At 70.7% G+C, this 23,283-nt stretch carries 20 protein-coding genes; 14 read left to right on the top strand and 6 right to left on the bottom strand.

The window, feature by feature from the left end; all coding sequences use genetic code 11:
* Nucleotides 1-77 precede the first annotated feature (77 nt).
* Nucleotides 78-620: a sigma-70 family RNA polymerase sigma factor gene (locus AQJ27_RS10075; protein WP_067365067.1), complete on the bottom strand. Its 543-nt coding sequence runs from the start codon at nucleotides 618-620 to the stop codon at nucleotides 78-80.
* Between the two features lie 274 nt (nucleotides 621-894).
* Here AQJ27_RS10075 and AQJ27_RS10070 point away from each other — a divergent pair, with 274 nt between their 5' ends.
* From AQJ27_RS10070 to AQJ27_RS10055, 4 genes are all read left to right on the top strand, one after another.
* On the top strand, nucleotides 895-2,418 hold the full coding sequence (locus AQJ27_RS10070; protein WP_067365064.1) for a DUF4331 domain-containing protein: 1,524 nt from the start codon (nucleotides 895-897) through the stop codon (nucleotides 2,416-2,418).
* A gap of 140 nt (nucleotides 2,419-2,558) precedes the next feature.
* Nucleotides 2,559-4,112 carry a tetratricopeptide repeat protein gene (locus tag AQJ27_RS10065; RefSeq protein WP_067365061.1) on the top strand — a complete coding sequence of 518 codons (1,554 nt, stop codon included), beginning with the start codon at nucleotides 2,559-2,561 and terminating at the stop codon, nucleotides 4,110-4,112.
* Nucleotides 4,109-5,917 carry an urease accessory protein UreH domain-containing protein gene (locus tag AQJ27_RS10060; RefSeq protein ID WP_067365058.1) on the top strand — a complete coding sequence of 603 codons (1,809 nt, stop codon included), beginning with the start codon at nucleotides 4,109-4,111 and terminating at the stop codon, nucleotides 5,915-5,917. The genes AQJ27_RS10065 and AQJ27_RS10060 overlap by 4 nt, the downstream gene beginning before the upstream one ends.
* Before the next feature lie 54 nt (nucleotides 5,918-5,971).
* A complete protein-coding gene (locus AQJ27_RS10055) occupies nucleotides 5,972-7,657 on the top strand; it encodes a serine/threonine-protein kinase (protein ID WP_079064895.1) in 1,686 nt (561 codons plus the stop codon).
* A 7-nt stretch (nucleotides 7,658-7,664) separates the two neighbouring features.
* On the opposite strand, the gene AQJ27_RS10050 is transcribed toward AQJ27_RS10055, so the two are convergent.
* Nucleotides 7,665-8,471 (bottom strand): SGNH/GDSL hydrolase family protein, encoded by an 807-nt coding sequence (locus AQJ27_RS10050; RefSeq protein ID WP_079064894.1) that lies wholly within the window; start codon nucleotides 8,469-8,471, stop codon nucleotides 7,665-7,667.
* Between the two features lie 297 nt (nucleotides 8,472-8,768).
* Here AQJ27_RS10050 and AQJ27_RS10045 point away from each other — a divergent pair, with 297 nt between their 5' ends.
* The 5 genes from AQJ27_RS10045 to AQJ27_RS10025 all read left to right on the top strand — a co-directional run bounded on the left by AQJ27_RS10045 (nucleotide 8,769) and on the right by AQJ27_RS10025 (nucleotide 16,238).
* Nucleotides 8,769-9,311 carry a hypothetical protein gene (locus AQJ27_RS10045; protein ID WP_341866066.1) on the top strand — a complete coding sequence of 181 codons (543 nt, stop codon included), beginning with the start codon at nucleotides 8,769-8,771 and terminating at the stop codon, nucleotides 9,309-9,311.
* Between the two features lie 412 nt (nucleotides 9,312-9,723).
* Complete coding sequence (locus tag AQJ27_RS10040) at nucleotides 9,724-10,542, top strand: glycosyltransferase family 2 protein (protein ID WP_067365052.1); 819 nt, start codon at nucleotides 9,724-9,726, stop codon at nucleotides 10,540-10,542.
* On the top strand, nucleotides 10,539-11,582 hold the full coding sequence (locus tag AQJ27_RS10035; protein WP_067365049.1) for a glycosyltransferase family 2 protein: 1,044 nt from the start codon (nucleotides 10,539-10,541) through the stop codon (nucleotides 11,580-11,582). The genes AQJ27_RS10040 and AQJ27_RS10035 overlap by 4 nt, the downstream gene beginning before the upstream one ends.
* The gene (locus AQJ27_RS10030; protein WP_067365046.1) at nucleotides 11,579-12,379 is read left to right on the top strand and encodes a polysaccharide deacetylase family protein; all 801 of its coding nucleotides are present in this window, start codon (nucleotides 11,579-11,581) and stop codon (nucleotides 12,377-12,379) included. The genes AQJ27_RS10035 and AQJ27_RS10030 overlap by 4 nt, the downstream gene beginning before the upstream one ends.
* On the top strand, nucleotides 12,372-16,238 hold the full coding sequence (locus AQJ27_RS10025) for a lipopolysaccharide biosynthesis protein (protein WP_067365043.1): 3,867 nt from the start codon (nucleotides 12,372-12,374) through the stop codon (nucleotides 16,236-16,238). The genes AQJ27_RS10030 and AQJ27_RS10025 overlap by 8 nt, the downstream gene beginning before the upstream one ends.
* 50 nt (nucleotides 16,239-16,288) lie before the next feature.
* Here AQJ27_RS10025 and AQJ27_RS10020 read toward each other — a convergent pair whose 3' ends face one another.
* Complete coding sequence (locus AQJ27_RS10020; RefSeq protein WP_067365040.1) at nucleotides 16,289-17,710, bottom strand: GH39 family glycosyl hydrolase; 1,422 nt, start codon at nucleotides 17,708-17,710, stop codon at nucleotides 16,289-16,291.
* Between the two features lie 158 nt (nucleotides 17,711-17,868).
* Between AQJ27_RS10020 and AQJ27_RS10015 the strand changes: the two genes are divergently transcribed.
* Nucleotides 17,869-18,963 carry a DUF5925 domain-containing protein gene (locus AQJ27_RS10015; RefSeq protein WP_054231066.1) on the top strand — a complete coding sequence of 365 codons (1,095 nt, stop codon included), beginning with the start codon at nucleotides 17,869-17,871 and terminating at the stop codon, nucleotides 18,961-18,963.
* Between the two features lie 35 nt (nucleotides 18,964-18,998).
* Entirely contained in the window at nucleotides 18,999-19,763 is a 765-nt protein-coding gene (locus tag AQJ27_RS10010; RefSeq protein WP_067365037.1) for a DUF72 domain-containing protein, read from the top strand.
* Here AQJ27_RS10010 and AQJ27_RS10005 read toward each other — a convergent pair.
* Nucleotides 19,760-20,128 carry a GntR family transcriptional regulator gene (locus tag AQJ27_RS10005; protein ID WP_054231064.1) on the bottom strand — a complete coding sequence of 123 codons (369 nt, stop codon included), beginning with the start codon at nucleotides 20,126-20,128 and terminating at the stop codon, nucleotides 19,760-19,762. The genes AQJ27_RS10010 and AQJ27_RS10005 overlap by 4 nt on opposite strands.
* Nucleotides 20,129-20,199: 71 nt before the next feature.
* Between AQJ27_RS10005 and AQJ27_RS10000 the strand changes: the two genes are divergently transcribed.
* The gene (locus tag AQJ27_RS10000) at nucleotides 20,200-21,129 is read left to right on the top strand and encodes a GNAT family N-acetyltransferase (protein ID WP_067365035.1); all 930 of its coding nucleotides are present in this window, start codon (nucleotides 20,200-20,202) and stop codon (nucleotides 21,127-21,129) included.
* Nucleotides 21,110-21,610 carry a ribonuclease FAU-1 family protein gene (locus AQJ27_RS09995; RefSeq protein WP_067365032.1) on the top strand — a complete coding sequence of 167 codons (501 nt, stop codon included), beginning with the start codon at nucleotides 21,110-21,112 and terminating at the stop codon, nucleotides 21,608-21,610. The genes AQJ27_RS10000 and AQJ27_RS09995 overlap by 20 nt, the downstream gene beginning before the upstream one ends.
* A 49-nt stretch (nucleotides 21,611-21,659) precedes the next feature.
* On the opposite strand, the gene AQJ27_RS09990 is transcribed toward AQJ27_RS09995, so the two are convergent.
* Nucleotides 21,660-22,256, bottom strand: coding sequence for a class I SAM-dependent methyltransferase (locus AQJ27_RS09990; protein ID WP_067365029.1), 597 nt, complete (start codon nucleotides 22,254-22,256; stop codon nucleotides 21,660-21,662).
* Nucleotides 22,257-22,495: 239 nt separating this feature from the next.
* On the opposite strand from AQJ27_RS09990, the gene AQJ27_RS60145 reads away from it, so the two are divergent.
* Nucleotides 22,496-22,630: a hypothetical protein gene (locus AQJ27_RS60145; RefSeq protein WP_096240005.1), complete on the top strand. Its 135-nt coding sequence runs from the start codon at nucleotides 22,496-22,498 to the stop codon at nucleotides 22,628-22,630.
* Nucleotides 22,631-22,682: 52 nt separating this feature from the next.
* Here AQJ27_RS60145 and AQJ27_RS09985 read toward each other — a convergent pair whose 3' ends face one another.
* Nucleotides 22,683-23,144 (bottom strand): GNAT family N-acetyltransferase, encoded by a 462-nt coding sequence (locus tag AQJ27_RS09985; protein ID WP_067365026.1) that lies wholly within the window; start codon nucleotides 23,142-23,144, stop codon nucleotides 22,683-22,685.
* Between the last annotated feature and the right edge of the window lie 139 nt (nucleotides 23,145-23,283).

The following is a 23,283-nucleotide window of genomic DNA, read 5'->3' as shown; positions in this document are numbered from 1 at the left end:
GGCGAACTCCTGACCCGGCGCGGCGGGCTGACGGGCCGGTAGGCCGTGCCGCCCGTGGCGCGGTGTCCGGCGCGCGCTCATGCCGCACCTCCCAGGCAGTGGCGCATCCGTGTCAGTCCGTCGCGCATGCGTGTCTTGACCGTGCCGAGCGGCAGGGAGAGGCGTTCGGCGACTTCGCGATAGGTGTAGCCGTCGTAGTAGGCGAGGGTGACGGACTGCCGTTGCAGGGTGGTCAGCCGCTCCAGGCAGCGGCGCACCCACTCGCGTTCGAGCCCGGCCTCCACCTCCTCGGCGACCTGGTCGAAGGCGGGATGATGGGCGCGCTGCCCCTCACGCTGCTCGCGTTCGGTGGCCGCGCGGGCGCTGCGGACCCGGTCGACGGCCCGGCGGTGCGCGAGGGTGAGTATCCAGGACAGGGCGCTGCCCCGGCCGGGGTCGAACCGCGCGGCGGAGCGCCAGAGTTCGAGCAACACCTCCTGGGCCACCTCCTCCGACTGGGCCACGTCCCGCACCACACGGCGTACGAGTCCGAACACGGGTCCGGACACCTGCCCGTACAGCTCCTCGAATGCCTTCTGGTCGCCTCTGGCCACGAGCACCAGAAGTTCGTCCGCCTCCACTCGTTCCCCCCTCTCCGGCCGCGCGCGGCCTGTCCCTGCACCTACATGTTCGCAGCGCGAGCGCCTCCGGATGGGTTACGGATCACGGCAGTCAAAACGCGGGTCGGTTGCCAAAGAGTGATGAGGGGTTCATGAGGACGCCGTGAAAGAAACCGGCCCGACGATGAAACGAGCCGCGAAACCCGCCGTAAGAACGTTTGGGATTCGACCAATCCACCCCGGCGACCGCTCCGAATGGCGTGCGTCAGGCAATTGGGAACTGAGGACGGACGGCATGACACCTATCTCCAGGAGTGGCTTGGGACGCAGGAGTCTCGCGACCCTCGTCTGTGGCGCGCTGGCCACCGGGGGCCTCGTAGCCGCCGGCGTGGCCGCGCTGGACCCCGGGGCGGCCTCCGCCTCCAGTCACCGGGAGGCCCCGCTCATCTCGGGCACTCCCCAGTACGACAACACCGACCTGTACGCCTTCGTCAGCCCGGACAAGCCGGACACGACGACCGTCATCGCGAACTTCATACCCTTCGAGGAGCCGGCCGGCGGGCCGAACTTCTACACGTTCGCCGACGACGCCCAGTACGACATCCACATCGACAACGACGGTGACGCGCAGAGCGAGCTGGTGTACCGGTACACCTTCAAGACGCACCGCAAGAACGGCGACACGTTCCTCTACAACACGGGTCCGGTCAACAGCCTGGACGACCCGGACCTGAACATCACGCAGACCTACGACATCGATCTGCTGCGGCTGCACAAGCAGAAGGTGCTCTCCAAGACGAAGGTCGCGGACGACATCCCTGTCGCGCCGTCGAACGTCGGCAAGGCCTCGATGCCCGACTACACGAAGCTGCGCAACCAGGCCGTGTACAAGCTCGCGGGCGACTCGACGACCTTCGCCGGCCAGGCGGACGACCCCTTCTTCGCCGATCTGCGGGTCTTCGACCTGCTGTACGGCGGCAACCTGTCCGAGGTCGGGCGGGACACGCTCAAGGGCTACAACGTCAACACGCTGGCCCTGCAGGTGCCCAACTACATGATCCAGGAGTCGTCGCACCAGCCGATCGTCGGCATCTGGTCCACCGTCCAGCGCAAGGACGCCCGCGGCTACTACACCCAGGTCTCGCGCCTGGGCAGCCCGCTGGTCAACGAGGTCGTCAACCCGCAGAAGGACAAGGACAAGTTCAACGCGTCCTCGCCCTGGCAGGACGCGCAGTTCCTGAAGAACGTCACCAACCCGGAGCTGCCCAAGCTCATCGAGGCGATCTACAAGATCAAGGCACCCGCCGAGCCGCGCAACGACCTGGTCGACGTGTTCCTGAAGGGCGTGAAGGGCCTCAACCAGCCGCCCAAGGTGACTCCGGCGGAGGAGCTGCGGCTCAACACCTCGATCAAGCCCAGCATGCATCCCAAGCGGCTCGGTGTGCTCGACGGCGACAAGGCGGGCTTCCCGAACGGGCGTCGGCTCGCCGACGACGTGATCGATGCCTCGCTGCGGGTCGTCGAGGGTGAACTCCTCGGTCAGAAGACCGGCCTGTCGGACTCGGTCGACAAGAACGACAAGAGCTTCGAGAAGTCGTTCCCCTACGTGGCCGAGCCCACCTCGGGTTCGCGTGGACCGCTGGCGAAGGGCGCCGGAAGCGACGTCAAGAACCAGCTGGGTGACGCCCTGCAGACGGGCTCCGGCAGCACCAACATCATGCTGATCGCGGGCTCCGCGGCGGCGGGCGTGGCCGGGGTCCTGCTCATCGGCGCCGGCGTCATGTGGTGGCGCCGCCGCATGTACAACCGGGCCTACTGACCGGCCCTCGCGACCGGGCCCGTTGACCGGGCCCGGTCCCACCGACTGGCGCGGCCCGCACCCCACCACCCCCCACACCGCGGGCCGCGCCGCCCCACCCCCACGACGACCGTTCACCCCAAGGACTTTGAGGAGAGGGCATGTCCCCGCGTACGAACGAGAGCGCGCCGGAGGGCGAGCCCGACGAGGTGACGACGGCTGACGAACAGGGGCCTGGGCAGAGTGCCCCTTCAGGGGCGCGGGAGACTGCGCGACCAGCCAAGGCCGGCCCGCAGCCTCCACAGGATGCCGGTGATCCCGAACCCGAAGAAGTCCTGCCCGTGGCCGACGAACGCGTCGCCGCCGTGCGGCGGGTGTCCGCCTCGACACGCCGCTGGCGGGCCGCCCAACTCGGCCTCTGTGCGGCCTCGTTGGCTCTCGCCCTCACCGCCGGGGCCGTGATCGTCGGGGCCCTGCGGGACGGCTCGGGCACCGCGGTCGCCGCCACGACCGGCGCCGTGTCACCGGAGTTGCTGGCCGGCGGGGACCTCGACGCCAGCATCACCTCGCTGCAGGCTCATCTCCGCACCCAGCCCAAGGACTTCGACAGCTGGGCCACCCTCGGACTCGCGTACGTCGAACAGGCCCGCACCAAGGGCGACCCCTCCCGCTACCCCCAGGCGCAGCAGGCACTGGACCGCTCCCTGAAGCTGCGCCCCGACAACGAGTCGGCGCTCGCGGGCCGCGCCGCCCTCGCCGCGGCGCGGCACGACTTCACCGGCGCCCTGACCTACGCGGACAAGGTGCTGAAGGAGAACCCGTACAGCGAGCGCGCCCTCTCCTCCCGTATCGACGCGCTCGTCGAACTCGGCCGCTACACCGACGCCTCGAAGGCCGCCGACCTGGCCGACTCGCGCCGACCGGGCGTCCCCGTCTTCACCCGGTACGCCTACGTCCACGAACTGCGCGGCGATGTGAAGACCGCCCGCCGCGTCCTTCAGCAGGCGCTCGACACGGCGACGAGCCGGGGCGACGTCTCGTACGTGGCGGCGGCGCTCGGCCAACTCGCCTGGAACCAGGGAGACTACGACTCCGCGCTGAAGTACTACGCCCGAGCCCTGGCCGCCGACGACAGCTACCTCCCCGCGCTCGAGGGCCGCGCCCGCGCCCAGGCCGCGAAGGGCGACCAGGCGGCGGCGATCAAGGGCATGGAGCAGGTCGTGGAGCGCTATCCGCTCCCCCAACCGCTCGTCGAACTGGGTGAGTTGTACGAGGCGCGCGGCCACGCCGGCGACGCGCAGAAGGCCCGTGACCAGTACGCCCTGGTGACCGCCTGGGTCTCGCTGGCCCACTCCTACGGTGTCAACGCCGACCTGGACACCGCCCTCGCCGCCGCCGACCACGGCAACCGGGGGGACGCGCTCAAGGCGGCCCGCGCCGAGTGGGCCCGCCGCCACACCGTGCACACGGCGGACGCGCTCGCCTGGGCACTGCACGTCAACGGCCGCGACAACGAAGCCCTGCCGTACGCCCGCCAGGCCACGGCCACCGGCTACCGCAACGCGTCCTTCCTCTACCACCGCGGCATGATCGAGCGCGCCACCGGTCACGAGAAGGAGGCCCGCGCCTCGCTGAAGTCGGCCCTCGACCTGAACGCGGGCTTCTCGCCCCTGGGTGCCCGTGCGGCTCGCAAGGCTCTGGGGGAGGCCAAGTGAAGCCCCTTCGCACGCGCGGTCGGCGGGCGAAGTCCCCTCGGGGGAGGTCGCGTCGGCTGTTCGCCTCCTGCGCGGCCGTCCTCACCGCCGCCTGCGCCCTCGTCCTCGTACCCAGCGGGGCCGCGAGCGCGCATCCGCTCGGCAACTTCACCGTCAACCGTTACGACGGACTCGTCGCCGCCCCGGGGCAGCTGCGCGTCGACCACGTCGAGGACCTCGCCGAGATCCCGGCCACCCAGGCCAAGCCCGACCTCGAGAAGCTCGGTATGACGGACTGGGCCCGGCAGCGCTGCGAGACGGCCGCGAACGGCAGCAAGGTCACCGTCGACGGACATCCGGCCGCGCTCACCGTCGCCACGAGCCGGGCGAAGCTGCGCCCCGGACAGGCCGGGCTCAACACCCTTCGTGTGGAGTGCCGGTTGACGGCCACGCTGCCCAAGCAGGGCACGGTCTCGCTCGGCTTCCACAGCGCCGGTGCCGACCGGGGACCCGGTTGGCGCGAGATCACCGCGCGCGGCGACCGGATGACGCTCACCGCCTCGGACGTACCGACCAAGTCGGTGTCGCACGAACTGACCAGTTACCCCAAGGCACTGCTCTCCTCCCCCGCCGACACCGCGACCGCGTCCCTGCGGATACGCCCCGGCGGCCCCGCGCTCGTCGAGGAGCGGTCGCAGGCCCCCGGCGCCTCCATACTGCCCCGGGGCGCCGACCGCTGGACCGAGGCGCTGAACAACCTGGTGGCCCGCCATCACCTCACCGTCGGCTTCGCCGCGCTGGCCCTGCTCATCTCCGTGTTCCTGGGCGCGATGCACGCGCTCGCGCCCGGTCACGGCAAGACCCTGATGGCGGCGACGGCCGCGGCGCGCGGCGGCAAGGCGGGGCTGCGGGACGTCATGCCGCTGGCCGCCTCCGTCACGGTCACCCACACCCTGGGCGTGGTCGCCCTCGGCCTCCTGGTGACGGCCGGTTCGGCCGCGGCGCCCTCCGTGATCGCGTGGCTCGGCATCGCCAGCGGCGTCCTGGTGACCTTCGCGGGTGCCACGCTCGTACGACGGGCCTGGCACAACCGGCCGCGGCGACCCGGACTTGAGCACGCCCACGACCACGGACACGCGCACGACCACGACCATGACCACCACGCGCACAGCCACGCTGACGAGCACGAGCACGAGCACGGCCACGCCGAAGAGCGCGAACGCCCCCTGGTCCTCGCCCACGCCCACGCCTCCGCCGCGACGACAGCGGCGGCGGCAACGGACAGCGGGGCGCACACACACGGGCACGAGCGCGGGCATTCCCACGACCACGACCACGGCCATGCCCATGGCCATGGCCACCACCACGACCACGCGCACCCCCACCCCCACCCTCACCCCCACGCTCACTCGCACGACCCCGCCGTCTCCCCCACCCTCGAACACACCCACGGCGGCTTCACCCACACCCACGAGGTGGCCCCCACCCTCCGCGGGACGATCCTGCTCGGATTCGCCGGCGGACTCGTGCCCAGCCCCTCCGCCGTGGTCGTCCTGGTGGGCGCGGCGGCGCTGGGACAGGCTTGGTTCGGCCTACTTCTCGTCCTGGCGTACGGCGTCGGTCTCGCCCTGACGCTCACGGCGGCCGGGTTCGCCGTCGTCAAGCTGGGCGACGGGATGAACCGGGCGCTGGCGAAGCGTCCCCGGTGGGCAGGGGGACCGGCCGCGGCCCTGATCCGCAGGACCGCCCCCCTGGGTTCGGCGTTGATCGTCGTCGCCCTGGGGGCTGGATTGGTGTTCAAGGGGGCGGCATCCGCACTCGGCTGAGCTACTTTTGTGGAGAAATCACGCGAAGAGACATCGTGAAGAGGCATCACGCGGATGCACAGCGGATACGAATGGGGGACACCCGTGTCCGAAGAGCCGGGCAGTGAACGTGTGATCGCGGGCCGCTACCGCCTCCTCTCCCCTTTGGGCGAGGGCGGTATGGGGACCGTGTGGCGCGCCCGCGACGAGGTGCTGCACCGCGAGGTCGCCGTCAAGGAGGTCCGTGCGCCCGCCGGGATCCCGGCGCACGACGTGGAGCGGATGTACGCCCGGCTGGAGCGCGAGGCGTGGGCCGCGGCCCGGGTCGCGAACCGCAATGTGGTGACGGTGTACGACGTGGCGACGCAGGACGGCCGCCCCTGGATCGTCATGGAACTCGTCCGTGGCATCGCCCTGTCCGACCTGCTGGACTCCGAGGGCCCGCAGTCGCCGCAGCGCGCCGCCGACATCGGCGCCGAGGTGCTCTCCGCCCTGCGGGCCGCGCACGAGGCCGGGGTGCTGCACCGCGATGTGAAGCCGGCGAACGTGCTGCTGTCGAACGAGGGCCGCGTCGTCCTCACGGACTTCGGTATCGCGACGGTCGAGGGCAGTTCGGCGCTGACGATGACGGGCGAGGTCATCGGTTCGCCCGAGTTCCTCGCCCCCGAGCGGGCGCTCGGTCGTACGCCCGGGCCCGAATCCGACCTGTGGTCGCTCGGCGTCCTGTTGTACGCGACGGTCGAGGGCAACTCGCCCTTCCGTCACAACACCCCGCTGAGCACGCTGCGGGCCATCGTCGACGAGCCGCTGCCACCACCGCGCCGCGCGGGGCCGCTCGCGCCCGTGATCGAGGGTCTGCTGAGGAAGGACCCGGCCGAGCGGCTGAGCGCCGCGCAGGCGGAGAGCGATCTGCGGCTCGTCGCCGCGGGCGGCTTCCCGGCCGCGGGACCACCGTCGTCGACCGCCCAGTCGCCGACGATCTCCTCGTTCTCCCAGCCCGCGCAGCCGCCGCCGGGATTCGGGCCTCCCCCGCAGCCGTCCCGGACCTCTCCGCAGGGAACGCAGCCGGGTTACACGCCGTACCCGCCGCACACCGACACCCCCACCTCCACGCAGCCCGTACGCAACCGGCGCGCGGCCGCCGCCGTGATCGCGGGCGTGATCGCGCTCGCACTCGCGCTGGGCGGACTGACGTACGCCTTGGTGAACCGTGACAACGGCGGCGGGAGCAGCAACGACAGCAGCGGAAGTGGCACCAAGAGCGGTTCCGACGGCGGGAGTTCGCCGTCCGCGAGCAGCAGCAAGGGCAAGACGGCCGCACCGGGCGGCTCCACGCCCTCGGCCAGTCCGTCGAGCAGCCCTTCTGCGAGTTCGCCGCCGGCCCAGTCCGTGCAGGTGACGGTCGCGGGTGCGCACACCGACTACTCCGGTTCCTGCCCGCCGCCCCAGGCCCAGGCGCCGACCTTCACGGCGACCTTCACGGTGGGCCGTGTACCGGTGGACGTCCAGTACCGCTGGGTGTTGAAGACGGGCGAGGTGTCCGACCCGGGCTGGAAGACCCTGTCGTTCTCGTCGGACGGTGGCAGGACCAAACAGAAGTCGATCTTCTTGACGACGTACAACGCGAGCGGGATCTTCCAGAACGAGATCAGCGTGGAGGTGCGGGGGCCCGTCCGGACGACGTCCAACTCGGTGCCGTTCTCGGTGACATGTGTGACGGAGACCCCGTCGGACGAGGCCTCCGCTTCCACGTCTCCGTGAGGGACGGTCAGGCTGCCGAGGTGAAGACCGGCAGATAGCCGCCGGAGTGGCCGGCCGCGGTGGGGTGGTACGACTCGGTGATGTTCAGCAGGTTCAGGCTGTGCAGCCAGGCGCTGCCGGAGCAGAGCTCGTGACCGGTGAAGGTGCTCCTGACGTCGCCGAAGGTGAAGCCGTGGTCGGCGGCGCGCTTGGCGATGGCGCTGTCCAGGTAGTCGGCGGCGCCGTTGATCGCGGCGCGCTTGGTGTCGGAGAGGCCGAGGCAGGTCGCGCCCAGTTTGTAGAACCTGGGGTAGCCGAGGACGACCACGTGGGCGGCGGGCGCCTTCGAGCTGATCGCGGAGTAGACGGAGTCGAGTTGGGCGGGGAGCGTGGAGTCGACGTATGCCTTGGCGGTGGCGATGCGGGACAGGCAGCCGCTGTCGGACTGGAGTACGCACGTCGTCATGACGTCCGCGAAGCCCGCGTCGTTGCCGCCGATGCTGAGGGAGACGAGGCCGGTGGAGGAACTGAGCGGGCCCAGCTGGTTCGCCAGGACGTCACCCGTACGGGCGCCCGAGCAGGCCGTGAAGTCGAACGACGAGGGTGAATGGGCGGCGGCCCAGAGGTAGGGGTACGCCTTCGTGCTGCGCAAGCAGTCGCCGCTCGAGCTGATGTAGCTGCCCGCGCCGACACCGGACGAATAGGAGTCACCGAGGGCCACATAGCCGGTGGCCGCGACGGTTCCGGACGCCTGCGCCGTCGCGGCCCCGGTGAGGGCGACGCCGACGGCGAGGAGGAGTGAGGTCACGTATGCCGTAATTCGGGAACGTCTCATGGAACCTCCCTTTAGCAGGATCTCTGCCACAACTGTCGTAGCAGCTACGCGTGTTGACAGGAAGTGTCCATGCCAAGACTTTTCGCCTCTCGCGGCCCCCGTCCGTCGTGATGACGGGGCGTCAACTCTCTTGCCCCACACCATGGATGGCCGCACGACGACCGTGCGCCGATACGGATCGCGCCGAAGATCGCGCCGGAGATCGCCCCGCGACGCCTCAACTCGCCCGCCCCGCGACGCGGTTCTCCGGAGACGGGCCGACGCCTCCGGAAAACACGCGGTGAACACTCGCGCCACATGTTTGAAGTCGACCAAGAAGCCCCCATGAGCGCCCACCGCGTCTTGACGGCCACCAGCCCGCTGCGCGACATTGAAGCCCGGCATCCGGCGCTTCAGGGGGCAAAGTCGCCAATGCAGACCATAGGCATGAAGTCACCTTCATCAGACAGTGACAAGCGGTCGGGACAGGATCCGGGGAGGGACCTGGTCCCGCTGCTCACGGGCATGGCGGTTGCTGTCGCGGGGGTCGGCGCGGTACTCGCGCTCGCCGACGCGGACTCTTCCCTGCGCGGCCCGTTCACGCTCTTCTTCCTGCTCGCCGCACCGGGCGCCGCCATCGGGGTCGCGCTGCGCGGGCTGGATCCCTTCGCCAGGGCGGTGGTGTCCGTCGCGGGAGCGATCGCCGTCGACCTCCTTGTCGCCCAGGGCATGCTGGCGGTGCACCGGTGGTCGGTCCCTGGCGGAATCGTTGCCGTGACGGCGATCAGCTCTCTTGTTCTCCTGCTGATGGCGGTACGTCGACTGCGCAAGCGGATGGGGAAAATCCGTTCGAGTCGTTAGGTAACGGCCAAACCAACAAAAACGTGAGGCGTCGTTCCAGGCCTTGCCATATGGACGCAATCGTCAATATCGTCATACATCTCACCCGCATTGGGCCATCACGCACATGCGATCTAGGGGAGGGCTCAAGATCGCGAAGAGGGTCCGGCGCGGGGCGCGGTAGGGGGGTGCCGTGCTCGGTGACCACACTTGTGCCGAGTCGTGCCGCGCGACCGGTTTCCGCATCCGGAATTCCGTTCTCGGGCTTCCGTCTTCGGACTTCCGCCTTCGGAATCGGCCAGCTTTGCCAGCTCACCCGGCATGCACGGAGATCCATTTCGTCATGCCGTAAGTGAGAACCCCCCTTTCGAACCGGACTAAAAGCCGGACCGCCCAGGGGCGGGCGGTCCACCGGACGAGAGGGACCAGACTCATGAGCTCAGTCCTGCGCCCAGCCGTATCGGGCGAAGATCCGTTAATGGCCGGCAAATACCGGCCGATCTCCTCTCACCTGGCCATCGCGCCACCGGTGAGTGTCGTGATTCCCGCCATGAATGAGGCGGAGAACCTCCCGTACGTCTTCAAGACCCTTCCCTCCTGGATACACGAAGTGGTTCTTGTCGACGGCAATTCCACCGACGACACCGTCGAGGTGGCCCGTGAACTGTGGCCCGACGTCAAGGTCGTCGAGCAGCAGGGAAAGGGCAAGGGCGACGCCCTGATCACCGGATTCGAGGCGTGCACCGGCGACATCATCGTGATGGTCGACGCGGACGGCTCGGCCGACGGCCACGAGATCGTGTCGTATGTGTCCGCGCTGGTGTCCGGGGCGGACTTCGCCAAGGGCTCGCGGTTCGCCAACGGCGGCGGCACCTCCGACATGACACCGATCCGCAAGCTGGGCAACCGAGTGCTGTGCGCGGCCGTCAACGCCAAGTTCGGCGCCCGCTACACCGACCTCTGCTACGGCTACAACGCGTTCTGGCGGCACTGCCTGGACCAGATCGAACTCGACTGCACCGGCTTCGAGGTCGAGACCCTGATGAACATCCGGGTGGTCAAGGCCGGGCTCAAGGTGCAGGAGATACCCAGCCACGAGTACCTCCGCATCCACGGCACGAGCAATCTGCGGGCCGTGCGGGACGGGTTCCGGGTGCTCAAGGTGATCATGGGTGAGCGTTCCAACCGGCGTGCTCTGCGCCGCAGGCCGCACGCCGCCCAGCTCGACTCGGGCCAGGGAGAGGTGTCTTGAGCAGTCCGGACATCTCTGTGGTGATCTGCGTCTATACCGAGGACCGCTGGGAGGACATCCTCGCGGCGGTCTCCTCGGTGCGGGCGCAGTCGCTGCCCGCCCTGGAGACGCTCCTCGTCGTGGACCACAACGCCACCCTGCTCGACCGGCTGAGCAGGGAGTACAAGGAGACCGACGCGGTACGGGTGCTCCCCAACGCGGGCCCGCGCGGCCTGTCCGCGGGCCGCAACACCGGGATCGCCGTCGCGTACGGCGAGATCATCGCGTTCCTCGACGACGACGCCGTGGCCGAGCGCGACTGGCTGCGCCACTTCGCCTCCGGATACGCCGACCCACGGGTCATGGCCGTCGGCGGCCGTACGATGCCGATCTGGGCGTCGGGTCGCCGGCCCGCCTGGTTCCCCGAGGAATTCGACTGGGTGGTGGGCTGCACGTACAAGGGGCTGCCGCCGGGCCGGGTCCAGGTCCGCAACGTCCTCGGCGGAAACGCTTCTTTCCGTCGTACGGCGTTCGACGCGGCGGGCGGCTTCGCGACCGGCATCGGCCGCGACGGCGACAAGCGTCCGCTGGGCTGCGAGGAGACGGAGCTGTGCATCCGCCTCACCCGCGCCCGCCCGGACGCGATCCTGCTGATCGACGACCGCGCGGTCATCCACCACCGGGTACCGGAACCACGTGAGCACTTCGCGTACTTCCGCACCCGCGCCTACGCCGAGGGCCTCTCCAAGGCCCTGGTCGCCCGGAGCGTCGGCGCCGACAAGGGCCTCGAGTCGGAGCGCCGCTACACGACCCGCGTCCTGCCCGCCGGGGTGGCCCGCGGGCTGCGCGACGCCCTGCTCGCCCGCCCGGGCGGCGCGGGCCGCGCGGGCGCCATCGTGGCCGGTGTCCTGACGGCGGCCGGCGGGTACGTACTCGGCAGCGTCCGGGCCCGCAGGGGCGGCGCCACATTCACCGTGGCCGAGATCGGGAACGGGATCGAGAGCGGTCCGGGACGCGAGGGGGCGGCGGGCCGGGTGCACGAGGGAGGTGCGGGCCGGTGAACGACACCCCCGTACCCATCCTCATGTACCACTCCATCGCCGCCGCGCCCAATGACGCCACGCGTGAGCTGTCCGTGGGGCCCGAGGCGTTCGCCGAGCAGATGGCGCTGCTCGGGGACCAGGGGTTCACCCCGGTCGACACGGCGGCGCTGGCGGCGCGTTGGCGGTCCGGCGGACCACTGCCGGAGCGACCCGTGCTGATCACCTTCGACGACGGCTACGAGGGCGTGCACCGGCACGGGCTGCCCGTGCTGGCCAAGCACGGCTTCGCCGCCACGCTGTTCGTCTCGACGGGGTGGATCAAGGGCGCGTACGACACCGGAGGCGGCCTCGACGCCATGCTGAGCTGGGCTCAGGTGCGCGAACTCGCCGCCGAGCAGGTCGAGATCGGCGGGCACAGCCACACACACCCGCAGCTGGACCAGCTCTCCGACGACGCGCTCCGGTTCGAGGTGCTGCGCTGCAAGCAGATCATCGCCGACGAGCTGGGCATCCGCCCGGCCTCGTTCGCGTACCCCTACGGCTACTCCAGCCGTCGGGTGCGCCAGATAGTGCGGGACACGGGCTTCGCCCAGTCGCTCGCCGTCGGCAACGGTCTGGCGCGCCGCCGCCAGGGCCCGTACGCCCTGCAACGCGTGACCGTGCGCCGCACCACCGGTATCGAGGAGTTCGAGCGGCTCGTCGAGGGCCGCGCGATCGCCCTCAATTTCGTCCGGGACCGCGCCCTCACCAAGGGGTACGCCATGGTCCGAAGAGCACGACAGGTCCGCCGGAAGGCCATCCGTTCCCGTGTCTGACACGACGACCACAGCCCAGGCTTCATCGCCCACCGCCGAGGCGCCCGAGCAGCGGCCCGGGCGCCGCCTCCGCCTGCCCGGCCGGGGCCGCAAGGACGGCGGCGGCGGAGGCAACCAACTCTTCCGCAACGCCTACGCCCTGATGCTCAACACCGGGATCTCCGCGGTGCTCGGGCTCGGCTACTGGCTGGTCGCCGCCCGCTACTACTCCGACGCCGCGGTCGGCCAGGGCTCCGCCGCGATCGCCGCGATGAAGCTCCTCGCGGGCCTGACCGCGGTGACCCTGACCGGCGCCCTGGCCCGCTTCATCCCCGTCGCCGGCCGCGCCACCGGACGCCTCATCTTCCGTACGTACGCGGGAAGTTCGGTGGTCGTGGCGCTGGCCGCCGTGGTCTTCCTGCTGACGCTGAACGCATGGGGACCCTCGTACCGCTTCCTGCACGGCCCGCTCAACGGCCTCGGCTTCATCCTGGCGGTCGTCGCCTGGTCGCTGCTGACCCTGCAGGACGGCGTGCTGACCGGACTGCGCAGCGCGCTCTGGGTGCCGGTGGGCAACACCGTGTTCTCCGCGGTGAAGCTGGCACTGCTGGTCGCACTCGCCGCCGCGATCCCGACGACGGGCGTCTTCGTCTCCTGGGTCGCCGCGATCGCCCTGTCGGTGGTACCGCTCGGCCTGCTGGTCTTCCGGCGGCTGGTCCCCCGGCACATCAAGGCGACCGAGGAGCGCGCGAACCCGCCCACGCTCAAGGAGGTCGGACGCTTCCTCGCCGGCGACTACACCGGCTCGCTCTTCTCGCTCGCCGTGGTCTATCTCGTCCCGGTGATCGTCGCCTCGCAGGTCAGCTCCTCCGACAACGCGTACTTCTACATCACCACGACGATCGGCGGCACGGTCAACCTGCTCGCCATCAACATGGGCGCCTCGCTGACCGTCGAGGGCTCCCACGACCCCGCGCGGCTCGCCGCGAACACCCGGGCCGCGGTCAAGCGCATGGCCCGGCTCATGCTGCCCGTGTGCGGACTGCTGTTCGTCGGGGCGCCGTTCATCCTGCACGTCTTCGGCGACGGCTACGCGCACGCGGCGACCCCGCTGCTGCGCTGGTTCGCGGTCGGCGCGCTGCTGCGGGTCGTCATGGAGACGTACTTCGCGGTGCTGCGCGCCCAGAGCCGCACCTCCGGACTCGCCTATCTGCAGGGCCTGCTGTGCGTCCTGGTCCTCGGCCTGACGGTGATCCTGCTGCCCCGGATGGGCCTGACCGGGGCGGGCGTCGCGGAGATCTCCAGCCTCGCGGTGATCGTGTCGATCGCCGCGCCCAAGCTGTTCAAGATCGTACGGACCGCGCCGCCCGCCGAACTCCCGGCGGGCGCGGCGCCGGACGGTGACCTCGCCGACCTGGGTGCGCGCGACGTGGCCGCGGCCAAGCCGCGCGAGGGGAAGCGGGGGCCCGCCTGGGCCCTCGACTCCGACACCCTCGCCCTCGGCGTGCACGTCGACTTCGACCACCAGGAGCGCCGCCCGGACGTCCGCCCGGGCCCCGGCACCCCACCCACGGGCACACCCAAGGCACGCCCGGACCACCGCCCGACCTGGGCGCTCAAGCCGCAACTGCCCTCGGTGGGTCTGCCGGTGGAGGCGCGGGAGCCGGGCTCGGAGGCTTCCCTGGGCCCGGCGGAGGCCCCGGAAGTCGACGCGCCCTTCGAGACGGACGGTTCGGACAGCGCCCCGACAGGGGCGCGGGGCGGGACATCAAGCGGCTCCGCCGCGTGGGCGCGACCAGCCACCACCGACCCACAGCCGGCAGACGACACGCCCCCACCCCCACCACCCCTCCGCGACCGCCTGCGGCACCCTTCCAAACCCGGGGTGCTCCTCGGCTTCCTGCTGATCTCCGCACTGCTCCTCTACTGGGTCCCGGCACTGAGCCTCGACGACGCCTCCCTCGACAGGATGGGCGGCCTCGGCCTCATCTCGATCCTGCCGCTGCCCACCCTGATCGGCGCGGCCCTCCTGATCACGGTCTTCGCCTCGCTGCTCTGGATGAACCGCGAGCACAGGGGCCTGCTGCTCATCACCCTGCTCGCCACCGTGATCTCCCTGCACGCGCTCCCCGCGGTCATCGAGACCGAGCCACGGTTCGCCACCGCCTGGCAGCACCTCGGCTTCATCGACTACATCGACCGCACCGGGTCCGCAGTGCCCGACCTGGACGCCCGCTGGAGCTGGCCGGGCTTCTTCGCGGGGGCCGCGTTCGTCGCCAAGGCCTGCGGTGTCAGCGACCTCACCGAGGTGATCCGCTGGTGGCCGCTGACCATGCAGCTGCTCTACCTGGCCCCGATGTTCCTGCTCGTGCGTTCGATGCGGGCGAGCTGGCGCGCCAAGTGGACCGGCATCTGGATCTTCGTGCTGAGTGGCTGGGTGGGCCAGGACTACTTCTCCCCCCAGGGCTTCACCTACCTCCTCTACCTCGTCTTCGTGGCGATCCTCCTGGTGTGGTTCCGGGCGCCGCGTGTGCTGTGGGCGAAGGTGCGCCCGGGCGAGGCGGAGGTCGAGGCGACCGACCGGCGCCAGCGGGCCGTGCTCCTCATGGTGCTGATCGGCCTGTTCGCGGCGAGCGTCCCGGCACACCAGCTCACCCCGTTCGTGATGCTCGGGGTGCTCGCGGTCCTCGTCCTCGTGGGCCGCTGCGAACTGCGCGGGCTGCCGATCCTGTTCGCCGTGCTGGTCTCCGTCTGGATCGGCTTCATGGCCGAGCCGTACTGGTCGGGGCACTTCAACGACCTGTTCGGCGGGGTCGGCGGCGTCGGCAGCAATGTGTCGACCTCCGTCTCCGGCCGTATCCAGGGCGGCAGTTCGACCCACAAACTCGTCCTCTACGCGCGCGTGCTGCTCGCCGGCGGTGTGATGGCCTTCGCCTGCTGGGGCTGGTGGCGGCGACGCGACCACAAGTACCGCGAGCGGTCGCTGATCGTCCTGGCCTTCGTCCCGTTCCTGGGCTTCGGCATGCAGTCGTACGGCGGCGAGATGGCCCTGCGGGTCTTCATGTTCGCCCTGCCGGGGGCGGCTCTGCTGGCCGGACTCGCCCTCTTCCCGCGCACCGGCGTCACCGCGAAGGAACGGGAGAAGGACCGGGTGAGCCTCGCCCCGCTGGCCGCGCTCATGGCGGGTCTGCTGCTCATGGGCGGCTTCCTGGTGGCCCGTTGGGGCAACGAGTCCTTCGAGCGGATCCGGCCGGGCGAGGTCACGGCCATGAACTACGTGTACGCGCACGACAAGCCGACCGTACGGCTGCTGTGGCTGAGCAACGACACGGTCAACAACGTGACGCCCGCGATGCCGTGGGGCACCCGGGACATGGAGAAGGTGCAGTACGTGCCGACGCTGGCGCCGAGCGACCCGGTGCTGGTGTCCGGGCTGGTCAAGTCGCTCAAGGACGCCGGCCCGAACTCGTACCTGATGATCAACCGCAGCCAGGTGGTCTACCTCCAGATGGACGTGGGCTACTCGGCGACCTGGGAGTCGCGGCTCATCCGCAACCTCGACGACCGGCAGGACCTGAAGAAGGTCCTCGTCAACGACGACGTGACGATGTACGCGCTGCGCAAGCAGCCCGCGGGCAAGGTGCTCGAGCCCGATCCGGGGCCGATCGGTCCGCTGGTCACCTGGACACCGTGGTCGGTCGTCGGCGCGCTGGCGGCGGTGGCGCTCATCATCATGCTGGCGGCGCGGGAGGTCGTACGGGTCGCGGTGCGGCCGAGTGTGCGGCAGCTGCGGTGGCTGCAGAGCAGCTTCTGGTTCTCGCTGCCGCTGCTGGCGGTGCTGCTGGCCTCGCTCGTCCAGCGGTTCCTGACCATGAAGTAGCACGAGGTCCAGCCAGACGGAGTGGCTCACCCGGACCCGGGATCACGGGTTCAGCGGGTGAGCCACTTCACTTCGTAGGCCGACATGTCGAACCGCTTGCCGTCCACCTGAGCGCTGATGGACCGGTTCTGGGTGTTCACGACCAGGACGGCCTTGTCGGTGGCGAGGACACGGACGTTGGGCACGTCGTCGGGCGCCACGGACACCGTCGCGTACGTGGTGCCGGGGGCGAACGCCCGGCTGAAGCGGGAGACGAGGTCGAGCATGGGCAGGGCCGCGCCGCCGCCGGCACGGTCGGTCGGCGTCCACAGGCAGCCCGCGCAGTCGGTGCCCTTCTCCTTCTCCGGGTTCCAGTAGAAGCCGGAGGTTGCGCCGCCGCGGGCCATCGCGATCAGGCCGGCGGCCTGGACGGCGACGCGGTGGGCCTCGGACCAGCCCGTGCGCTCGTCGTTGCCGTCGGCGGGCTCGACGTAGTACTCGGCCCACCACAGAGGCAGTCCGTGGGTCTGCTCGCGCACCCACCGGCTGACGGCGGTGAACTTGTCGGTGGCCGCGAACTCGTTCGGGAGCAGGTCGTCGTCCTTGGTGTAGCTGGAGCCGTCGACGACGACGAAGTCGGCGCCCGCCTTGTTCTTGTTCCAGTAGTCGAAGGCGTCGAGGACCCGCTGGTCCATGGTGCCCCAGGTGCCCTTCAGGGTCGTCGACGCGTTCTCCGTCTGGCGCGGGTCGACGCTGTCCATGACGAGGTAGGGCCCGCCGACCAGGATGTCCTTGTTGACCTTCTTCAGCGCTTTGTAGACGAGGTTGTAGAGCTCGGTGTAGCCCTCGTAGTCCCAGCGGGCCTTGCCGTCGTTCCAGAAACCCTTGAACTCGTTCCAGACGATGAAGTGACGGACGTCCGGATAGCGCTTGGCGACGGTCGCGGCGAGCGCGGCGAAGTCCGCGTAGTGGGCGCGGTCCGGGGCGGTCTCCAGGGCGGCCTGGCTCCAGTTCGTGTTGTTCGCGCCGGCCTTGCCGCCCTTCATCCAGTCCGGGGAACAGCACAGGGTGACGACCGGGGTCCCGCCGGACTTCCGCATGAAGTCGATACGGCGGTCCATCTCGGAGAAGTCGTAGCGCCCCTTGGAGGGTTCGGGGTTGCCCGCCCCCCAGCCCATGATGTGCTGGATCTGCGGCACCGACTGCTTCTCCAGCAGCCCCTCGACGCGCCGGGTGGCCGTGTCACTGCCCTGGTCGGCGCTGTACTGGGTGTGGGTGAAGCCCCAGCCCACCTCGGGTCGCGGCGTTGGGGGCGGGGTGACAGGGGTGCCGTGCACCTTGTCCCCGTCGCGGGTGGTGCCCGCGGTGCTCGCGCCGCCTCCGGGCAGGGTGTTGAGCAGGGTCACCACCAGGGCCAGAGCGGCCACTCCCACGCCGAGCAGCGCGGTGAGCCGCCACCGCCGTGCCCCCGAATTCCACCCATGACGTCCCATCAAGGGCAACAGTAACGGCGGGGATCGGCCGTGGGACAGGTCTTGTAGGACCACAGCCGTGTAACAGGACGGAGGGGATACGGGCAGACACAGCCGACACACAGGACGCACCGCGGAAACCGGGTGCACGGGGCGCCCGCGTGACGGATCATGGCGGCATGTCTGCCAACCCACACGACGCACTGCCGATCCGGCTCAACGTCGACGACAGCGACTCGCCGTCGGACGTCGTCGACGCGCTGTTCCTCGGCCGCTTCGCGACGGGCGAGCAGCCGCACTCGCACGCGGCGAACATCGACCGCGTACGGTCCGGGGCGACGCTCCTCCCGCCGGGCGCCCGCGTGCTGCGCTCGGCCCGCGACGACGACCGCAGCGCCACGCTCGCCGAGGGCGACGGCTGGACCCTGCTGGTGTCCCGCTGGAACCGCGGCGCCGACGTCACGGTCACCGCGACCAGCACCGAACTAGCCGCCAAGATCCTCGACCAGGCGACGGACGGCGCGGCGGACGAACCCGAACCCCAGCCGGAGAACGTGACGATGGGGTTCTGGTACGTCTCCCCGCGCCGCGGCCCGCACCGCACCACCCGGCAGATCTCCGCGGGTACGTGGGAGGAGGTGCGGTCGAACTACACCGGACCGGTGGCGGACGCCATGGACCGGCTGATGAAGACGACGCCCGAGGACATCGCGGGCCGGCTGTTGCTGCTGCACGGCCCGCCCGGCACGGGCAAGACCTCGGCCCTGCGCACCCTGGCCCGTTCCTGGCGCGACTGGTGCCAGGTGGACTGCGTCCTCGACCCGGAGCGGCTCTTCTCCGACGTCGGCTATCTGATGGACATCGCGATCGGCGAGGAGGACGGCACGGGCAAGGGCCGCTGGCGGCTGCTCCTGCTCGAGGACTGCGACGAGCTGATCCGCGGCGAGGCCAAGCACACCGCGGGCCAGGCGCTCTCGCGGCTGCTCAACCTCACCGACGGCCTCCTCGGCCAGGGCCGCAACGTGCTCGTGGGCGTCACGACCAACGAGGACCTCGAGCGCCTCCACCCCGCCGTGGTCCGCCCCGGCCGCTGCCTCGCCCGGATCGAGGTCGGTGCGCTGACCCGCCCGGAGGCGGTGAGCTGGCTGGGCACGGAGGAGGGCGTCGGCCGCGACGGCGCGACCCTGGCCGAGCTGTACGCGCTGCGCCGGGGCACGACGCCGACGTCGGTGCCGGACCAGCGGGAGGGCGCGGACGCGGGGCTGTATCTGTAGCTGCCCGGCACTGCGTGCGGTGCTTTGATGGCCGTATGACCCTGTTCGTCGGCACGTCGGGGTGGCAGTACAAGGACTGGCGCGGCGTCCTGTACCCGGACGGGGTGCCGATACGGCTGTGGCTGGAGGAGTACGCGGCACGGTTCGCCACGGTCGAGATCAACAACGCGTTCTACCGGCTGCCGTCGCGGGAGACCTTCGAGAGCTGGCGGGAGCGCACCCCGGCCGACTTCGTCGTCGCCCTCAAGGCGAGCCGCTATCTGACGCACATCAAACGGCTGCGCGACCCGGCGGAGCCGGTCGGCCGACTGCTGGGCCACGCCGCCGGGCTCGGCGACCGCCTGGGCCCGGTCCTGCTCCAGCTCCCGCCCACGCTGCACGCCGACCCCGCCCTTCTCGACGAGTGCCTGGGCCGCTTCCCCGCCGGCGTCCGGGTCGCGGTCGAACCGCGCCACGACTCCTGGTGGACACCGGAGGTGCGCAAGGTGCTCGAGTCACGGGGCGCCGCCCTCTGCTGGGCCGATGTGCTGGCCCGCCCCGTGACACCCCTGTGGCGGACCACCGACTGGGGCTACGTCCGCTTCCACGAGGGCCGCGCCCAGCCGTGGCCGCGCTATGGCCGGCAGTCCCTGACGACCTGGGTACGGCGCGTCACGGACACCTGGTCCGACGACCACGACGTGTACGCGTACTTCAACAACGACCCGAACGCGGCGGCGATCCACGACGCGGTGGCCTTCGCCCACGCGGCAAGAACAACGGGCCTGACGGTGACCCGCACACCGGACGACATGCCCTAGGACCCGTAGGCCGCCCGCAGGGCATCCCGTACGGCGTCCAGCGCGGCGGACTCGGAGAGGCCGAGGCGGTGCACGCGCTCGGCGTACGCCTGTGCGGCCGACGCCGCTTCGCGCTCCGCCGCCGAGCCCGCGGCGGCGACGAACGTCCCGTTGCGGCCGCGCGTCTCGATCACCCCGTCCGACTCCAGCGCCCGGTAGGCCTTGGCGACCGTGTTGGCGGCGAGGCCGAGCTCCTCGGCCAGCCCCCGCACGGTGGGCAGCTTGTAGCCGACCGGCAGCGCGCCGGACCGCGCCTGCTCGGAGATCTGGGCACGCACCTGTTCGTACGGCGCGGCCCCCTCATCGATGTGGATCTTCAACGTCACGCAGCGATTGTCCCGTACGGAACGGAAAATGAGAGGCACTCAAACACACCTCGCGCGTAGCGTCCGACTCCATGACTGCGATCATCAGCGACGTCCGCCCGGACGACCGACGGCACACCGAGGGCTTCGCCCGCATCCGAAACCGCGCCCTCCCCTTCGTGCTGTACACCCCCGACTCCATCGCGTACGACGTCACGCACGCGCACCCCGACGCCCACTACCGCCCGCTGCTCGCGGAGCAGGACGGCGAACCGATCGGCACGGCCCAGGTCGGCATCGCGCACGACAGCGCGGAGCCGAACCAGGGCTACCTCAACGTGTACGTCGACCCCGGCCACACCCGCCGGGGCGCGGGCTCCCTCCTGGTGCGCACCGCCGAGGAGCACCTGGCGGCCCGGGGCGCGACCAAGCTCTTCGCCTGGGTCCTGGACGAGCCGGGCAACCGCGCGTTCGCCGAGAAGCACGGCTACCACGCGAGCCGCTCCGCCCACTTCCTCCGCCTCGACCTGGCGGGCAGCACCCTGCCGGCGCTCCAGAGCCCGCCGCCGGGCGTCGAACTGCGCAAGGGCTCGGACTTCGCCGACGACCCGCGCCCCCTGTTCGCCCTGGACGCGGAGACGATGGCGGACGAACCCAGCGACATCCCCCACGAGTTCACGGACTACCAGGCCTGGCTCCAGGAGACCTGGCACCACCCCCTGTTCAGCGCCGAGCTGACCACGGTCGCGCTCGTCGACGGCCGCCCGGCGGCGTTCAGCGCGGCCCGCACGGACGGCGGCACCCACTACGGCACCGTGATGACGGGCACCGCCGCCGCGTTCCGCGGTCGCGGCCTCGCCAAGCTCGCGAAGAACGACTCGCTGCACCGTGCCCGCGCCGCCGGGTACACGGAGGCGTTCACGGGCAACGACGCCGGCAACGAACCGATGATCGCGATCAACAAGTGGTTCGGCTACGAGATCTGCGGGACGGAGGTGCGCTATGTCCGCGAACTCGCCTGACGCGCCGCGCACCGTGGACGTCGTCCTCGTCAAGTCCGGTCGCACGAAGATCCGTTACCCCGCCGAACTGCTCGCCGACGACGGCACCCGCGTCACCGTGCGGGCGCCGTGGGCGGGCGAGGGCGTCCGCGACTTCGGCTTCGTACGGTTCGAGCCGGGCGATGTCTTCACCGAGTACTACTGGCGGGACCGCTGGTACGCGGTCAAGGAGGTCCGGGACGCCGAGGGCGTACGGAAGGGCTGGTACTGCGACATCACCCGCCCGGCCACCCTCTCCGGCGGCGAACTGGTCGTCGAGGACCTCGACCTGGACCTGTGGCGCTCCGCGGACGGCACGGACGTACTGCGCCTGGACGAGGACGAGTTCGCGGCGAGCGGCCTCGCGACGACCGATCCGCGGGCCGCGACCGCCGCGCGGAACGCCCTCGACACACTCGAACTCCTGGCCCGAGAGGGCGACTTCGAGGCCCTGCTCGGCTAGGGCCGGTACCCGGCGGACACCCGCCCGGTGACCGCCGAGCACCCGGTGGTCAGACGTGGGCCACCACCGCGTACCGCTCGTCCGCCACCTCGCGCCCCCACAGCCGCGCGTCGTCGGACAGCCGCTCGACCCGGAGGTCCGAGGTCAGGGGTTCCAGCAGGGCGGCCAGCCGGTCCGCGGGTATGCCGGCGGGGCTCAGCGTCCCCCACACCCCCTCGACCAGGACGAGCCGCCCTCCGGGGCGCAGCAGCCCGCGCCAGCGCCGCAGGACGCGCCCGGGGTCGGGCAGCGCCCACAGGACGTGCCGCACGAGCACGACGTCGAACCGCTGCTCGCCGACGGGCGGTGCCGTCGCGTCACCGAGGAGGAACACCGCGTCACGTCCGGCGAGCTTGGCGCGGGCCAGGTCGACCATGCGCGGCGCGCGGTCGATCCCGGTGACGTGGTGGCCCCGCTCGGCCGCGAGGAGCGCCAGGCTGCCGGTGCCACAGCCGAGGTCGAGCAGGTCGGACGGGGTCTCGGGCAGCCAGGCCCGCAGCCGCTGCGCCCAGGCCTCCCGCACGACGGCGTCGCGCAGCCCGTGGTCCGGTTCGTCGTCGAAGGTGTCGGCCTCGGCGTCCCAGTCCACCCGGTCCGTGTCGGCCACCGCCTGAGCATCCCCGCCCGCGCCGACGAGCTCCGGCCCCACCTCGCTCGGACAAGGTTTGACACCGCTCTGACCTGGATTCATTTCGTCGTAACCCGTCATGTGCCCCAGGGTGACACCCACCACTGACAGTCGAATCGTGACAGCCGCCACAGACAGATCCGGACTGATGAGCAACTCTCCCGGAAAGGGTCTACCTCCGTACAACCGCGGATCCCGGTAGGCACAAGGAGGCAGCCATGCGCCGTGTGACCGTGCAGAAGCCCCTGAGGAAGTCGGAGTCCCGCCGAGTGCGGGACAAGGCCGACGAGCGCCCGGCCGAGCGTCCGGAGGTCCGCAAGGACATCCACCGCACGTGGTGGCCGGACGAGTGAGCGGCCCGGGCCGCGCGCCCCGGCACTGAGACACGCCCCAGCGCGGAAGGCGTCAGTCGAGCCGCTTGCGGTAGTGGATCCGGTCGTACCGGCCGTCCACGCGGCGCTCCAGGACCTCGTACCCGTACTTCGGGTAGATCTTCTGGTTCTCCCACATCATCGCGTTCGTGTAGAGCCTGACCTCGGACAGCCCGAGCGCACGCGCGTGTGCGTCCACGAACGCCAGCAGCCGTCGCCCGACGCCCCTGCCATGGGCGTCGGGGTGGACGGCGATGCTGTCGAGGAAGAGATGGTCCTCGCGCGCCTCGATCACCACGAGGCCCCTCACGGGTTCCCCCGTGACGAACACCCGCCCCGCGGCCACGTTCGCCGCATGGTCCGCCTCCATGGGCTTCGGCACCACTCCGATGCGCTCGATGTAGTGGTGGTAGGCGGCGTCGGTCACCGCTTTCACGGCGGCCACGTCGGCGGCGACGGCCGGGCGGATCTCCGGTTCGTTCGGGACATCTGTCATGGCCGAAACGGTAGCTACCTGAGCGCAGGCTCAGCACTCCCTTAAGCCGACCATAAGGATCTCCCTCACCCGCCTCCAACAGGCGATTTCGCGGTTTCTTGGGGCTAGCTTGCTGATCACCCCCCACGGGGTCCGCCGT

This window comes from Streptomyces olivochromogenes, from assembly GCF_001514115.1.
GTDB lineage: Bacteria > Actinomycetota > Actinomycetes > Streptomycetales > Streptomycetaceae > Streptomyces > Streptomyces olivochromogenes.
This window is presented reverse-complemented; position numbering and strand designations above follow the sequence as displayed.

What these genes read in the sequence shown, in the direction of transcription:
- AQJ27_RS10070 (WP_067365064.1), top strand. Translation starts at nt 895, where the DNA reads ATGACACCTATCTCCAGGAGTGGCTTGGGACGCAGGAGTCTCGCGACC.
- AQJ27_RS10065 (WP_067365061.1), top strand. Translation starts at nt 2,559, where the DNA reads ATGTCCCCGCGTACGAACGAGAGCGCGCCGGAGGGCGAGCCCGACGAG.
- AQJ27_RS10055 (WP_079064895.1), top strand. Translation starts at nt 5,972, where the DNA reads ATGCACAGCGGATACGAATGGGGGACACCCGTGTCCGAAGAGCCGGGC.
- AQJ27_RS10050 (WP_079064894.1), bottom strand. Translation starts at nt 8,471, where the DNA reads ATGAGACGTTCCCGAATTACGGCATACGTGACCTCACTCCTCCTCGCC.
- AQJ27_RS10045 (WP_341866066.1), top strand. Translation starts at nt 8,769, where the DNA reads ATGTTTGAAGTCGACCAAGAAGCCCCCATGAGCGCCCACCGCGTCTTG.
- AQJ27_RS10040 (WP_067365052.1), top strand. Translation starts at nt 9,724, where the DNA reads ATGAGCTCAGTCCTGCGCCCAGCCGTATCGGGCGAAGATCCGTTAATG.
- AQJ27_RS10020 (WP_067365040.1), bottom strand. Translation starts at nt 17,710, where the DNA reads ATGGGACGTCATGGGTGGAATTCGGGGGCACGGCGGTGGCGGCTCACC.
- AQJ27_RS10015 (WP_054231066.1), top strand. Translation starts at nt 17,869, where the DNA reads ATGTCTGCCAACCCACACGACGCACTGCCGATCCGGCTCAACGTCGAC.
- AQJ27_RS10010 (WP_067365037.1), top strand. Translation starts at nt 18,999, where the DNA reads ATGACCCTGTTCGTCGGCACGTCGGGGTGGCAGTACAAGGACTGGCGC.
- AQJ27_RS10000 (WP_067365035.1), top strand. Translation starts at nt 20,200, where the DNA reads ATGACTGCGATCATCAGCGACGTCCGCCCGGACGACCGACGGCACACC.
- AQJ27_RS09995 (WP_067365032.1), top strand. Translation starts at nt 21,110, where the DNA reads ATGTCCGCGAACTCGCCTGACGCGCCGCGCACCGTGGACGTCGTCCTC.
- AQJ27_RS60145 (WP_096240005.1), top strand. Translation starts at nt 22,496, where the DNA reads ATGCGCCGTGTGACCGTGCAGAAGCCCCTGAGGAAGTCGGAGTCCCGC.
- AQJ27_RS09985 (WP_067365026.1), bottom strand. Translation starts at nt 23,144, where the DNA reads ATGACAGATGTCCCGAACGAACCGGAGATCCGCCCGGCCGTCGCCGCC.